This is a genomic window from Thalassospira xianhensis MCCC 1A02616 (assembly GCF_003326475.1).
Lineage (GTDB): Bacteria > Pseudomonadota > Alphaproteobacteria > Rhodospirillales > Thalassospiraceae > Thalassospira > Thalassospira xianhensis.
In genome coordinates this window covers 83,386-95,905 of record NZ_JPWA01000011.1, presented here as the reverse complement: position 1 = coordinate 95,905, position 12,520 = coordinate 83,386, and the positions used below count along the sequence as shown (strand labels likewise).

Here is a 12,520-nt window from a genome sequence, read left to right as displayed (position 1 = left end):
CCTGAATGCGATATAATACGTTGTAATACGTCGCAATCAAAAGGCCGATCATGAGCAAAGATACAATGGCAGTGCGTGTTGATGCCGATTTGCGAAAACGGCTCGATAAGCTTGCCAATGCGTTCGACCAGACGCGTTCAAGCATCATCAATGACGCTCTTCGGCAATATGCCGATCATCAGGAATGGCAGATCAACCTGATTGCAGATCGTGCACGCAGTATTGCCGAAGGCCGTGCGAAACTGATCGGGCATGACGATGTGCTTGCCGGGTTTGAACAACGCTTCGCTGAAAAATAATCCGGATGCGTATTCAATGGGATAGTCGGGCTGTCGATGATCTGCGTGACATTCTTGATTACATTGACGAACGTAATCCGACGGCGGCTCGCAAAACCTATCAATTGATATCAGGGTCAGTGTCGCAACTCGTTACCCATCCGTTCATAGGTCGTGTCGGGCGTGTGGAGCAAACACGCGAAATGATCGTCAATGGTACGCCTTACCTTGTTGCTTATGGTCTGGATGGAAATACGATCACGATAATCGCTGTCTTGCATACTGCGCGGCGATGGCCCGATGAGTTCTGAACAAGAAAGCGGCCCCGAAGGAGCCGCTTTCTTTAATTCATGGTCAAAGCCGGTCTTGATTAGCCAGCTTTGGAGAAACGTTCTGCAACATATTCCCAGTTCACCAGATCGTTGATGAACGCTTTGACATAGTCCGGGCGCGCGTTGCGGTAATCGATGTAGTAGGAGTGTTCCCAGACATCGCAACCGAGCAGCGGGGTCTGACCGTGAACCAGCGGGTTTTCCGCGTTCGGGGTCTTGGTCACGACCAGTTTGCCGGATTTATCGAGTGCCAGCCAGCACCAGCCCGAACCGAACTGGGTGACGCCAGCCTGAATGAAGGCTTCCTTGAAGGCATCGACGGAGCCGAAATCTTCAACGATTTTCTTTTCCAGTTCGCCCGGAATGTTGCCGCCGCCGTTTTTCTTCATCATCTGCCAGAACTCGATATGGTTCCAGTGCTGGGCAGCGTTGTTGAACAGGCCGGCTTTGGATGCATCACCATAGGATGCAACAACGATTTCTTCGAGCGACTTGCCTTCAAGGCCGGAACCTTCGAGCAGCTTGTTGCCGTTCACAACATAGGCGTTGTGGTGTTTGTCATGGTGAAACTCAAGGGTTTCAGCCGACATGACCGGTGCAAGCGCGTCATAGGCATAGGGGAGTGCAGGGAGTTCAAGAGCCATGATACAGATCCTCGACTTTCGTTATTGGTTTGTGCGGTCAGCACAGGGCTGATGCAACATATCCCCATTACCACCTGCCGTAAAAGTGAAAATCCCATGCAACCTGTTGGAAAACTTGTTGCTATGGATGATCACTGTCTTTTGGCGGGTTCGGAAACGGGCATGATGGAAAACCTCGTGGTCTTAATCCTCGGCCTTTATCTAGGTCAAAGGAAGCAGCGCGCAATGCCTTGGATGGCTTTGCGATATTCCATACCCTTTAAACAAGCTGAGGCGCGCATCGTTCCATGGATGCGAAAATATTTTGAATTCTGCGAATGTCTGCCCGACAGGCTTCTGCTATCGGGCGTCATGTACCCCGAGCCGGATAACCGGTCAGCCTGCTATTCCTTATAAAGGCTGACCATGTTCTGAATATCGGTGCCATTGCGGATCATCACGTCGTATTCCCCTTTTTGCAGGCGGGAAATATCGATACGGCACGGGAAAGAGCCGCAATCTTTGTTCAGCGCAATCGATCCGTCCTGAAAGGACAGGATGACTTCGCCTTTTGCCTGATCAGCATGGATGGTGACACTGTCGGTGGTCGCTTTCGGTGCGACACGGATTGCAGCCAGTGCGGCTGTCGTCACTGTCAAAACTCCGACGAGGGCGATTACAACCGGCTTGCTGCGCAAAGATCTAAACATGTTGTTTCCTCGCGCTTCTTTTTGGTGAAGCAAAGATGCGCGGTGAAGACGGGAAAATGGGGGCGCAAATGCGGCATTTCCGTGCCGAATGTTTCGATTTTCCATCTGTCACACGTAAAAAGCCCCCTGAACAAAAGGTTAGGGGGCTTTCTACAATCAGAATAGGCGCGAAATTTTTATGAAATCGCTACTTTCGGCGTTCCATTGCGGCCTTTAGGGCAGCGGCCATCGCGCCGCCGTCATTTCCGGCATTGCCCTGACTGCCTTGATGATTCCCGCCGCGCGGCGGGTTATTTCGCCCGGTGTTTCCGCGTGCCTGATGGGCGTGACTGCTGTGGTTGCCACGGGACTCGGTACGCTTTTCACGGGTACCTTCGTAGTCCGGTGCGGATTTCATCGACAGACCGATACGTTTGCGCGGTGCATCGACTTCCATGACGGTAACCGACACGATCTGGCCTGCCTTGACGACTTCCCGCGGGTCGGAAACGAATTTGTCCGCCAGTTGCGAAATATGAACCAGACCATCCTGATGCACGCCAATATCGACAAATGCTCCGAAATTGGTGACGTTGGTGACCGTACCCTCAAGCTTCATACCGGTCTTGAGGTCCTTGATCTCGTTCACGCCGTCGGTGAATTTCGCAGTTTTGAATTCCGGGCGCGGATCGCGGCCGGGCTTATCAAGCTCGGCCAGAATGTCGCGGATGGTCGGAACCCCGAACACATCATCGGCATAGTCATCCGGGCGCAGGGTTTTGATGAAGGGCGAGTCGCCAATCAGCTCTGCCAGCGGTTTGTTGGAACGGGTGCTGATACGTTCCACCAGTTTATAGGCCTCCGGGTGAACAGCCGATGCATCCAGCGGGTTTTCTCCGCCACGAATGCGCAGGAAACCGGCACATTGTTCGAACGCTTTGGGGCCGAGGCGTTCGACCTTGCGAAGGTCTGCACGTGACCGGAACGCCCCATTGATATCACGATAACCGACGATATTACGCGCCAGTGTTTCCGAAAGTCCGGCAACACGGGTCAGAAGCGGAATAGACGCGGTATTGAGGTCAACACCCACACCGTTCACGCAATCCTCGACCACGGCATCGAGCGATTTGGCAAGCTTGGTTTCCGATACATCGTGCTGATACTGACCGACACCAATGGATTTTGGTTCGATCTTCACCAGTTCTGCCAACGGGTCCTGCAGGCGGCGGGCGATGGATACCGCCCCACGCAGCGACACATCCAGATCGGGGAATTCTTCTGCGGCAAATTGCGATGCGGAATAAATCGATGCGCCGGACTCGTTGACGATGACCTTGGTTGCCTTAAGGGCCGGGAAGCGTTTGAGCAACTGACCGGCAAGATCGTCGGTTTCACGCGAATAGGTGCCATTGCCAATGGCGATCAGTTCGATCTTGTGGCGCGCTGCTAGGGCCGCCAGCGTATTAAGCGCGCCTTCGACGTCGTTGCGTGGCTGGAACGGGTAAACGGTTGCGGTATCAACCATCTTGCCGGTGGCATCAATCACGGCAACCTTGACGCCGGTACGAACCCCCGGATCAAGACCCATGGTGGCCTTCTGCCCGGCGGGTGCTGCCAGCAACAGGTCTTTGAGGTTATCGGCAAAGACCTTGATCGCGTCTTCTTCGGCGCTGTCACGCAGCGTGCCGAATAAATCAAGTTCGATGGATAGCGACAATTTGACCCGCCAGGTCCAGCGAACAGTATCCACCAGCCATTTGTCGGCGGCGCGGCCACGATCCGCAATACCGACATGGGCGGAAATCATGATCTCGGCCCGGCCCTGCTCGGTGCGGGGGCGGTCTTCATCGGCGGCCCCCAGGGTCAGTTTAAGTTGCAGGATGTTTTCGTTGCGTCCCCTGAACAGGGCCAGCGCGCGATGCGACGGGCAGGTTTTGATTTTTTCGGAATGTTCGAAATAGTCGGAAAACTTGGCACCTTCGGCCTGCTTGCCATCAATCACGCTGGCGCTGATTTCGCCGTCATTCCACAAAAGGTCGCGCAGCTTTGCCACCAGATCGGCATCCTCGGCAAAGCGTTCCATCAGGATTTGACGGGCACCATCAAGGGCGGCTTTGGTGTCTTCAACACCTTTTTCGGCATCGACGTATTTGGCGGCTTCGGTTTCCGGATCAAAGTTCGGATTGCCATACAGATCATCCGCCAGCGGCTCCAGCCCGGCTTCACGGGCGATCTGGGCCTTGGTGCGGCGCTTTTTCTTATAGGGCAGGTACAAATCTTCAAGGCGGGTTTTGGTATCTGCCTCGTTGATGGCCTTTTCCAGTTCCGGCGTCAGTTTTTCCTGTTCGCGGATGCTTTCAAGCACGCTTGAACGGCGTTCTTCAAGCTCGGTCAGATAGCGCAGGCGTTCTTCCAGCGTACGAAGTTGGGTATCATCAAGACCGCCGGTTTTTTCTTTGCGGTAACGGGCGATGAATGGAACGGTTGACCCTTCATTGAGCATCTCGATGGTGGCAATGACCTGTTCGGGTCTAACCGAAAGCTCTTCGGCGATACGCTGGGGAATTGGACGCATGGTTTCTCCTTGGTTTGCTCGTCTGCCTGAAATAGCGGCTTTCGTGCAGGGGGGAAAGAGCCAGTTTCGGATAAATGGCTGTCTGCATATCTGGTGGATTTTCTCGTTGAAATCCCAAGCGGCTGAAATCGAATGGATTTTGGAAATCCTGCCAGATATTGCGGCCCTATAACTTGCCCAGACGGTGCAGGCGGGCTATTTCTGGGATAACAGTTCAATCGGGCAGCCCCCGACAACCGGAGAACAAGGATGGCCGGAAAGTTCCGCGAGACCGTCATTCACGAGGTGCCAAAAGAAAAGGCCGAACCGAAAACCTCGGAAGAAAAGAACGAAGCCATTGCCGGTGCAGACATGGCACCTGTTCTGTCACAGGATGCGATCAATGCACTGGCCGAAGCAAAGGCAGCCAAGGAAGCTGCTGCCAAGGCGCGCGAAATCGGGGGGCCCAAAGGCCCCGAGCCAACCCGTTTTGGCGATTGGGAAAACAAGGGCCGCTGCATCGATTTTTAAGATCGACCTTATACGTCGGATAAGGATGTCGGCTGATAATGCGTGCGCAATGTGCGGGTGTCGCGTTTTGTCTGGGTCACAAGCCCGGTTGTCTGGATAAGTGCATTTAGTTCACGCAGAACGATTGCGTGGGCCATCCCGAACAATCGGGCGAATGTTTTGCTGTCACGGGCGATATCCTGTCGGGCGGCGACCAGAATTGCCCCCTGAACCGGACTGAGTTCCGGGTTGCTGGCCAAGATGCGCTCGACCAGATGCAGAAAATGTGCTGCATCTGGTGCGTTATCTTTTTCCCCATGATTTTGGAGTGGGGCACTCACGCGGATTTTTCCGTGCGAAATGACACCATGATCGATTTGGATGTCGGTGTGTCACTTTGATCACCGGCACTGCCAAGCGGCACCAGAACGTTCAGTTCCGGGTAATAGCCCGCCACACTGCCGCGCGGAATGTCATAGGACACAAACCGGAAATCATTGGCGATCCGTTCGATCCCGTCATCATATTCGCAAATTACGTCAACACGGTCGCCGGACCGGGCATTCAGCATGGCCAGATCATCGGGATGGATAAAGATGACCTTGCGTTCGCCGTAAACCCCGCGATAGCGATCATCAAGGCCGTAAACGGTCGTATTGTACTGGTCGTGTGACCGGAATGTCTGCAAGGCAAATTGCGATCTGCCGCCATCGGCCTTCTGGTTCTGACGGGCCTGTTGGTGGACCGTCTGACGGGGCAGGGCGGTACTGGCAAATGTTGCCTTGCCGCTTGGGGTGTTCCATTCCCGATGGGCGGCATCATTGCGCAGATGGAAACCACGTGGCTTGCGAAGGCGCGTGTTGTAATCGGCAAAGCCCGGAATGGTTGCTTCGATATGGCTGCGGATGCGTTCGTAATCATCGGCAAGGCTGGCCCAGGATACCACGCTGCTGCCAACCGTTGCCTCGGCAATGCCAGCGACAATCGCAACCTCGGACAGAAGATGCGGCGATGCCGGGTGGTTAATACCCGCCGATCCGTGCACCATGCTCATTGAATCTTCGACACTGACCACCTGTGACTGACCTTGGGAATTAAGGTCAATCTCGGTCCGGCCCAGACAGGGAAGGATAAAGGCCGTTTCCCCGGGCATTAGATGCGAATGATTGGGTTTGGTCGCGATATTGACGGTGAGACGAAGGCTTTTCATCGCCTTTTCGACAAGGGCGCTATCAGGGGTCGCACGGGCAAAGTTCCCGCCCAACCCGATAAAGGCCTTGGCACTGCCATCAAGCATCGCACCGATGGCAGCCAGAACATTGTGACCGTGATTGCGCGGAGCCGTGAAACCGAATTCCTTTTCCAAAGCATCAAGGAAGGCGTCGGATGGTTTTTCATTGATGCCCACCGTGCGGTCGCCCTGCACATTTGAATGTCCGCGCACCGGACACAAACCAGCGCCCGGTTTGCCGATATTGCCGCGCAGGAACATGAAGTTGGCAATTTCACGAATGGTTGGCACGGAATGAAGGTGCTGGGTAATACCCATCGCCCAGGTGCAAATGACACGTTCAGAAGACAGATAGACAGCGGCCGCCTGCTCGATCTCCTGTCGGCTCAGGCCCGACTGGTCTTCGATTTCCGACCAGCTGGTGGCATTGACCGCGGTCCGGTATTCGCGCAGTCCGTCGCAATGCTCATTGAGGAAGGCGTGATCAAGCACAGATGGCGCGCCCTTGGCGGTGGCTTCGTCATCAGCGGCAAAGATCGCTTTGCTCATACCCCGGACGGCGGCCATATCCCCACCCAGGCAGGGTTGGAAATAGTGGCTGGCGATTTCGGTCGAACCGCCATGCAGCATTTCAAGTTTGTCCTGCGGGTCGGAAAACCGTTCAAGCCCGCGTTCCCTGATCGGGTTAAAGACCACGATCTTTGCACCACGCATTGCCGCCCGGCGCAAATCGACCAGCATGCGCGGATGATTGGTACCCGGATTCTGCCCAAGGACGAAAATGGCATCGGCCTTTTCGAAATCCTCAAGAAGGACCGTACCTTTGCCCACGCCGATTGCCTGACGCAAACCAACGCCGCTTGCTTCGTGGCACATGTTTGAACAATCAGGGAAATTGTTGGTGCCAAAGATGCGCACAAAGAGCTGATAGAGATAAGCTGCCTCGTTACTGGCACGGCCTGATGTATAAAACTCGGCCTGATCGGGGCTATCCAATCCTTTGAGGATGTCACCAATCTCGGCAAAGGCATCTTCCCATGCGACCGGCTGATAGGTATCGCTTTGACGGTCATAGCGCATCGGATGGGTGATGCGGCCGTTCAGTTCCAGCTCGTAATCGCTCAGTTTGCGGAGTTCGGTTACGGTATGCTTGGCAAAGAATGCCGGTGTCGCCCGCTTTTCGGTCGCTTCCCAGGAAACGGCTTTGACGCCGTTTTCGCAAAATTCAAAGGATGACCCGTGCTCGGGATCGCCCCAAGCACAACCCGGGCAATCAAAACCGTCAGGCTGATTGGCCTTAAGCATCGTGCGTGCACCGGTCAGGGGACTGCCGCTTTGCAATAATTGCTTACCGCAACTTTTCAGCGCACCCCAGCCACCAGCGGCCGATGATTTTTTTCCAATAAATATTTCGTTCATGTCGGCATCTATTTGCCAGATCGGAAATTAGGTCAAGTATGCAGACCTAATGGGGTGATAGAAAAAATTTATCAAACAGATCGGGCGATGATTTGAATGTGTTCAAAATGCATTCGGGGCCGGAACCAATGGATGGTTCCGGCCCCGAGCCGTTTTTAGCAATGCTGTAAAGGCAGATTATGCGCCGCGGATTGCCTTGATATTGTTGGCATATTCCGACGGGCCGCCTTTGAAGGTTGCCGATCCGGCAACCAGAACGTTTGCGCCGGCTGCGATCACCTGCGGGGCGATTTCCGGGTTCACGCCGCCATCGACTTCAAGGTCGATATCGCGGCCGGTCGCTTCAATCATCTTGCGGATGCGTTTGATTTTCTCAAGCTGGCTTGGAATGAATTTCTGGCCGCCAAAGCCTGGGTTCACGGTCATGACCAGAACAAGGTCAACCATGTCCATGACATATTCGATCACGCTTTCCGGCGTTGACGGGTTCAGCGATACACCGGCTTTTTTGCCCAGCGATTTGATCAGTTGCAGCGAACGATGCAGGTGCGGGCCTGCTTCGGCATGGATGGTGATGATGTCGGAACCGGCATTCGCGAAAGCTTCGATATAGGGATCGACCGGTGCGATCATCAGGTGAACGTCAAACACCTTGTCGCTATGCGGGCGCAGTGCCTTGACCACATCCGGGCCGATGGTGATGTTGGGCACGTAATGACCGTCCATGACATCGATATGGATGTAATCCGCCCCGGCGGCATCAACCGCGCGGACGTCAACACCCAGCTGGGCGAAATCGGCGGAAAGGATCGAAGGTGCGATTTTAATGGCGTTTGATGCGGTCATGGCGCGGCAAAGGTCCTGAAGCGGGTTGGGATATGGGAATTTCGCGGTTCTCATACCCCAAAAACGCGGTCCTGTCACCCAAGCGGCGCGAATGGCAGCCCTGTCATGTTCCGGGGCAGGGCCTGATCAGGATTTCTTGACCAGTCGAGCACAGAAGAAGCCATCAATTCCACCGTATTCCTGCATATATAGCGGTAGAATGCGCAATTCACCGGCCTCGTTGATGGCCTCACTCCAACCACCGAGTTCGTCGGCGGTAATCGGTTTTCGTTCGTAATTGGGATGATCGGCCAGGAAGGATTTGACCTGATGTTCGCCTTCTTCCGGCTGAAGCGAGCAGGTGCAATAGATCAGCTCGCCCCCAACATTCAGAAGCTTGTCGGCCTGATTAAGCAGCTTGGTCTGGATCGGCAAAAGCGATCGCATCAGTTTGTCGTTCTGACGCAACAGGATATCGGGATGGCGGCGAATGGTGCCGGTTGCCGAACAGGGGGCATCAAGCAGAACCGCATCGGCACGCGGCGTATCGGGTGCCAGATCGGTGGCATCGCCGGTAACAATCGCGGCACCAAGTTCTATTCGCTCAAGATTCTCAAATACGCGTTTCAGGCGACCCTCGGACTTGTCGACCGCAATCGCATTGGCACCCTTGGATGCCAGTTGCATCGTCTTGCCACCCGGTGCGGCGCAAAGGTCATAAATGGTTTTGCCTTCATAGGCCGAAAACAGCTTGGCCGGGATGGAGGCCGCGGCATCCTGAACCCACCATTTTCCGTCTTTATAGCCCGGAAGGTCGCGAATACGGCGACCGCTTTCGAGGCGGACTGTGCCGGTCGGCAGAACCATGCCATCCATCTGTTCGGCCCAGTCGGCGGCTTCCGCCTGATCCTTTATGGAGAGATCAAGCATGGCGTAATCCAGACTGGCTTCGGCGATGCCTTGTGCAATTTCGGCCCCATAGGCCTTTTTCCAGGAGCCGCGCAGCCATGCGGGGACGTTAAGTTGCCAGGCTTCGACATTTTCCGGCCATTCAAAGCCATCGCGCTGCAGGCCACGCAGTACTGCATTGACCAGCTTTACATATTTATGCAAACCCGCGTCACGGGTCAGATTTACCGTGCTATCGACTGCACCGTAATCCGATGTTTCCATGAAAAACAGCTGGGCCACGCCCAGACGCAGGATGTTGGTCAGCCGTGCAGCCCCACGATCCTGCGGTGCCTGATAACGCGGGGCCAGAATCGCATCGATTTCGCCCAGATGACGCAGTGTGGTGCCAAGCAATTGACGCAAAAAATTGCGATCAAGTGACGGCAAACCATATCCATGTTTTGAAAGAAGTTCGTCCAGTGTGACTTCGCCTCCGCGCAGTTCCTGCAGGGTTTTGAGCGCCAGCATCCGCGGATCGGGAAGATCGGCCGGTTGAGTATGGCGGTTATCCGTGCGAGCGCGGCGTTCTGTCAAAAGGTTATCTCCAGTTTCGGGTTATGGCTTGTAAGTAAGCGCCCTTGATAGGGCTGTAAAGCACTTAACCGCAGGATTTCCGGCATGGCTGGCCTGCTTGGTGTTTTTCAACGACATTGAAAAACCTTGCGATGTAGAGAGGTGGCCGGTAATCCAGACGGATCATTCGAAAGAGATATTCAATGTTGGTTCGCAAGGAATGCCCAGCACCATGGTTTTAGCGTTTCCACAGGGGGCCAGTTCATTATGAAAGTTATGGTTTGTTAGGATAGCTTGACTTGTCACAGAGTGGACGCGAAAAGAAAAGCCGTTCCCGTACCAAAGGCTTGCGGGTATTATGAACCACACAAGAATTCCTTCTAGGGACCGCATGTCGCGTTTATTTCAACGTAGCTATATTGCCTTTGTCCATGATGTGACGATGGCGGCAATTTCGTTGCCGGCAGCGTTGTATCTGCGGGTCGGAGAAGGTGTGGTTTTTTACAATCCGCAGAACATCCTGTTTTCAGTATCGGTTTTTACCGTCATCGCCGCAATTACATTCTGGGTTTTCGGACTTTACCGTGGCATCTGGCGCTATGCATCACTGAATGATCTCATGCGGATTGCCAAGGCGGTAACGGTTGCTGTTGGTGTCCTGTTTTTGGTGCTGTTTCTTACCGCCAGGCTTGAATGGTTGCCGCGATCAACGCCGATTATTCAATGGTTCCTGTTGATGGCGATGCTTGGTGGGTCAAGGCTGATTTACCGGGTTGCGAAGGACAAGACGACCGCTCGTGCGATGGTGCGACAAGGAACCCATCGTGTGCCGGTCCTTTTGATCGGAGCCGGAGACGAGGCCGAGGCATTTATACGTGAAACGTTTCGGTCGGCGAACACCCCGTTTGACGTTATCGGTATTGTTTCCCTGACCGATAGCCGTGTCGGGCGGAATATGCATGGCATTGATGTGCTGGCGACCGCAGACAAGCTCGAAGAGGCTTTGGGAAAGCTTGCGAAAAGCAAACGTGGTTTGCCGCGCCGTCTGGTTTTAACCGGTGATGCATTGCGTCATGATGACATCACCAAATGGGTCGAAATTGCTGATCAGCACGGTATGACCCTGGCGCGCCTGCCGAAGCTGAGTGACTTGCGTGAGGGGCTTGCCGATCCGCTGCAAATCCGTCCGGTTGCGATTGAAGATTTGCTGGGTCGGCCGCAGGCCCGACTTGATCGTGACAAGGTCCGTCAGATGATTGCCGGACGGCGAGTCCTGGTGACAGGCGCTGGTGGCTCGATCGGATCGGAACTCGTTCGACAGATTTCTGCCTATGGCCCTGCAAGCCTTACTCTGCTGGATGCGGGAGAATACAATCTTTATGCCATCGACATGGAAATGGCGGAAAAATATCCGAATATTCCGCGTGAGAGCATTTTGGGTGATGTCCGTGACCGGACCCGCATTGAACAGGTTTTTGCCGAGCAGCAACCTGAAATCGTTTTCCATGCCGCAGCCTATAAACATGTGCCTTTGGTCGAGCATAATCCCAATGAAGGCATTCTGACCAATACACTTGGTACCCGAAATGTTGCAGAAGCCTGCCGTTCGACCGGTGTGGGTACTATGGTTCTGATTTCAACGGACAAGGCCGTAAACCCGGCGAATGTCATGGGCGCGTCAAAACGTCTGGCAGAATGTTATTGTCAGGCGCTTGAAACTTTGCCAGCGGATCAGCGTGGGCCGACGCGGTTTGTGACTGTCCGGTTTGGTAATGTTCTGGGGTCGACAGGGTCGGTGGTACCATTGTTCCGTCGCCAGCTGGAGGCTGGTGGTCCGCTGACCGTAACGGACGAAGGCATCACGCGCTACTTCATGACGATTGCCGAAGCAGTCGAGCTTGTTTTGCAGGCTGCCGAGCTTGGTAAACATGGCGTTACAGAGGGCGGCAAGATTTTCGTTCTTGATATGGGACGACCGGTGAAGATCATCGATCTGGCGCGTCAGATGATCCTGCTATCGGGTTTGCGGCCAGGCAAGGACATCGACATCAAGGTCACAGGCTTGCGCCCGGGAGAGAAGCTTTATGAAGAACTGTTTCATGACGGTGAACCGCCCGAACCGACTGAAACCGATGGCGTTATGTTGGCAGCCCCACGTGTTGTTGATTATGCCTTGATCAAACAGGTGTTCGAGGAACTCGGTGAAAGTGCTGCAAGCCGTGATACGCACAAGACCCTGGAATTGATGAGCCGTCTTGTTCCGGAATTTCAACCGCCAGAAATTGGCGTGAAATCCTTCTTTGCCAAGAGCGAACCCGAAAAACTGGATAAGGCAGCAAGCGGTCAGTGATCTGATAATGGATCTTGCGCGGACATCTGCGCGGTCTGGCCTGCGGCCATGCAACATTTCGGGGTCCACATTTTGGCGCGTGCATGATAAAGCTCCGCGCGAAACATGGTTCGGACTCATTGATCATGTGTCGGCCCGAATGAAAATCATTGGTTTTCATTCATCATAAAGCCGATTGCCCGCAAACGTCATTACGCCGTATGCACCAGTAGCGATACGGAGTAGGCCGATATATCATCAAT

General features: G+C 54.4%; 13 protein-coding genes. 6 read left to right on the top strand and 7 right to left on the bottom strand.

Annotation, left to right across the window (positions count from 1 at the left end; genetic code table 11):
• Positions 1-50 precede the first annotated feature (50 nt).
• A complete protein-coding gene (locus TH5_RS10990) occupies positions 51-299 on the top strand; it encodes a CopG family ribbon-helix-helix protein (RefSeq protein WP_114121900.1) in 249 nt (82 codons plus the stop codon).
• A gap of 5 nt (positions 300-304) precedes the next feature.
• On the top strand, positions 305-589 hold the full coding sequence (locus tag TH5_RS10985) for a type II toxin-antitoxin system RelE/ParE family toxin (RefSeq protein WP_114121899.1): 285 nt from the start codon (positions 305-307) through the stop codon (positions 587-589).
• A 59-nt stretch (positions 590-648) separates the two neighbouring features.
• Here the strand turns inward: TH5_RS10985 and TH5_RS10980 are convergent, their stop codons facing one another.
• On the bottom strand, positions 649-1,254 hold the full coding sequence (locus TH5_RS10980; RefSeq protein ID WP_007088675.1) for a superoxide dismutase: 606 nt from the start codon (positions 1,252-1,254) through the stop codon (positions 649-651).
• A gap of 51 nt (positions 1,255-1,305) precedes the next feature.
• Here TH5_RS10980 and TH5_RS10975 point away from each other — a divergent pair, with 51 nt between their 5' ends.
• On the top strand, positions 1,306-1,650 hold the full coding sequence (locus tag TH5_RS10975; protein WP_114121898.1) for a hypothetical protein: 345 nt from the start codon (positions 1,306-1,308) through the stop codon (positions 1,648-1,650).
• Here TH5_RS10975 and TH5_RS10970 read toward each other — a convergent pair.
• Positions 1,638-1,943 (bottom strand): hypothetical protein, encoded by a 306-nt coding sequence (locus TH5_RS10970; protein ID WP_062950398.1) that lies wholly within the window; start codon positions 1,941-1,943, stop codon positions 1,638-1,640. The two genes, TH5_RS10975 and TH5_RS10970, sit on opposite strands and share 13 nt — an antisense overlap.
• Positions 1,944-2,130: 187 nt before the next feature.
• The gene (locus tag TH5_RS10965; protein WP_114121897.1) at positions 2,131-4,500 is read right to left on the bottom strand and encodes a Tex family protein; all 2,370 of its coding nucleotides are present in this window, start codon (positions 4,498-4,500) and stop codon (positions 2,131-2,133) included.
• On the opposite strand from TH5_RS10965, the gene TH5_RS25490 reads away from it, so the two are divergent.
• Both TH5_RS25490 and TH5_RS25790 read left to right on the top strand, forming a co-directional pair.
• Positions 4,499-4,672, top strand: coding sequence for a hypothetical protein (locus tag TH5_RS25490; protein ID WP_167443524.1), 174 nt, complete (start codon positions 4,499-4,501; stop codon positions 4,670-4,672). The genes TH5_RS10965 and TH5_RS25490 overlap by 2 nt on opposite strands.
• Positions 4,673-4,749: 77 nt before the next feature.
• Positions 4,750-5,010, top strand: a complete 261-nt coding sequence (locus TH5_RS25790) for a DUF1674 domain-containing protein (protein WP_062950403.1) — start codon at positions 4,750-4,752, stop codon at positions 5,008-5,010.
• 8 nt (positions 5,011-5,018) lie between these two features.
• Here TH5_RS25790 and TH5_RS10955 read toward each other — a convergent pair whose 3' ends face one another.
• The 4 genes from TH5_RS10955 to TH5_RS10940 form a co-directional block, all read right to left on the bottom strand.
• Positions 5,019-5,330, bottom strand: a complete 312-nt coding sequence (locus TH5_RS10955) for a hypothetical protein (protein ID WP_114121896.1) — start codon at positions 5,328-5,330, stop codon at positions 5,019-5,021.
• Entirely contained in the window at positions 5,327-7,639 is a 2,313-nt protein-coding gene (locus TH5_RS10950) for an FdhF/YdeP family oxidoreductase (protein WP_114121895.1), read from the bottom strand. Before TH5_RS10950 ends, TH5_RS10955 begins: the two co-directional genes overlap by 4 nt.
• A gap of 177 nt (positions 7,640-7,816) precedes the next feature.
• Positions 7,817-8,485 carry a ribulose-phosphate 3-epimerase gene (rpe, locus tag TH5_RS10945; protein WP_114121939.1) on the bottom strand — a complete coding sequence of 223 codons (669 nt, stop codon included), beginning with the start codon at positions 8,483-8,485 and terminating at the stop codon, positions 7,817-7,819.
• 126 nt (positions 8,486-8,611) lie between these two features.
• Complete coding sequence (locus TH5_RS10940; protein ID WP_114121894.1) at positions 8,612-9,949, bottom strand: RsmB/NOP family class I SAM-dependent RNA methyltransferase; 1,338 nt, start codon at positions 9,947-9,949, stop codon at positions 8,612-8,614.
• 370 nt (positions 9,950-10,319) lie between these two features.
• On the opposite strand from TH5_RS10940, the gene TH5_RS10935 reads away from it, so the two are divergent.
• A complete protein-coding gene (locus TH5_RS10935) occupies positions 10,320-12,278 on the top strand; it encodes a polysaccharide biosynthesis protein (RefSeq protein WP_114121893.1) in 1,959 nt (652 codons plus the stop codon).
• Positions 12,279-12,520 lie beyond the last annotated feature (242 nt).

What these genes read in the sequence shown, in the direction of transcription:
- TH5_RS10970 (WP_062950398.1), bottom strand. Translation starts at nt 1,943, where the DNA reads ATGTTTAGATCTTTGCGCAGCAAGCCGGTTGTAATCGCCCTCGTCGGA.
- TH5_RS10975 (WP_114121898.1), top strand. Translation starts at nt 1,306, where the DNA reads ATGCAACATATCCCCATTACCACCTGCCGTAAAAGTGAAAATCCCATG.
- TH5_RS25490 (WP_167443524.1), top strand. Translation starts at nt 4,499, where the DNA reads ATGGTTTCTCCTTGGTTTGCTCGTCTGCCTGAAATAGCGGCTTTCGTG.
- TH5_RS10990 (WP_114121900.1), top strand. Translation starts at nt 51, where the DNA reads ATGAGCAAAGATACAATGGCAGTGCGTGTTGATGCCGATTTGCGAAAA.
- TH5_RS10985 (WP_114121899.1), top strand. Translation starts at nt 305, where the DNA reads ATGCGTATTCAATGGGATAGTCGGGCTGTCGATGATCTGCGTGACATT.
- rpe (WP_114121939.1), bottom strand. Translation starts at nt 8,485, where the DNA reads ATGACCGCATCAAACGCCATTAAAATCGCACCTTCGATCCTTTCCGCC.
- TH5_RS10980 (WP_007088675.1), bottom strand. Translation starts at nt 1,254, where the DNA reads ATGGCTCTTGAACTCCCTGCACTCCCCTATGCCTATGACGCGCTTGCA.
- TH5_RS10965 (WP_114121897.1), bottom strand. Translation starts at nt 4,500, where the DNA reads ATGCGTCCAATTCCCCAGCGTATCGCCGAAGAGCTTTCGGTTAGACCC.
- TH5_RS10950 (WP_114121895.1), bottom strand. Translation starts at nt 7,639, where the DNA reads ATGAACGAAATATTTATTGGAAAAAAATCATCGGCCGCTGGTGGCTGG.
- TH5_RS25790 (WP_062950403.1), top strand. Translation starts at nt 4,750, where the DNA reads ATGGCCGGAAAGTTCCGCGAGACCGTCATTCACGAGGTGCCAAAAGAA.
- TH5_RS10935 (WP_114121893.1), top strand. Translation starts at nt 10,320, where the DNA reads ATGTCGCGTTTATTTCAACGTAGCTATATTGCCTTTGTCCATGATGTG.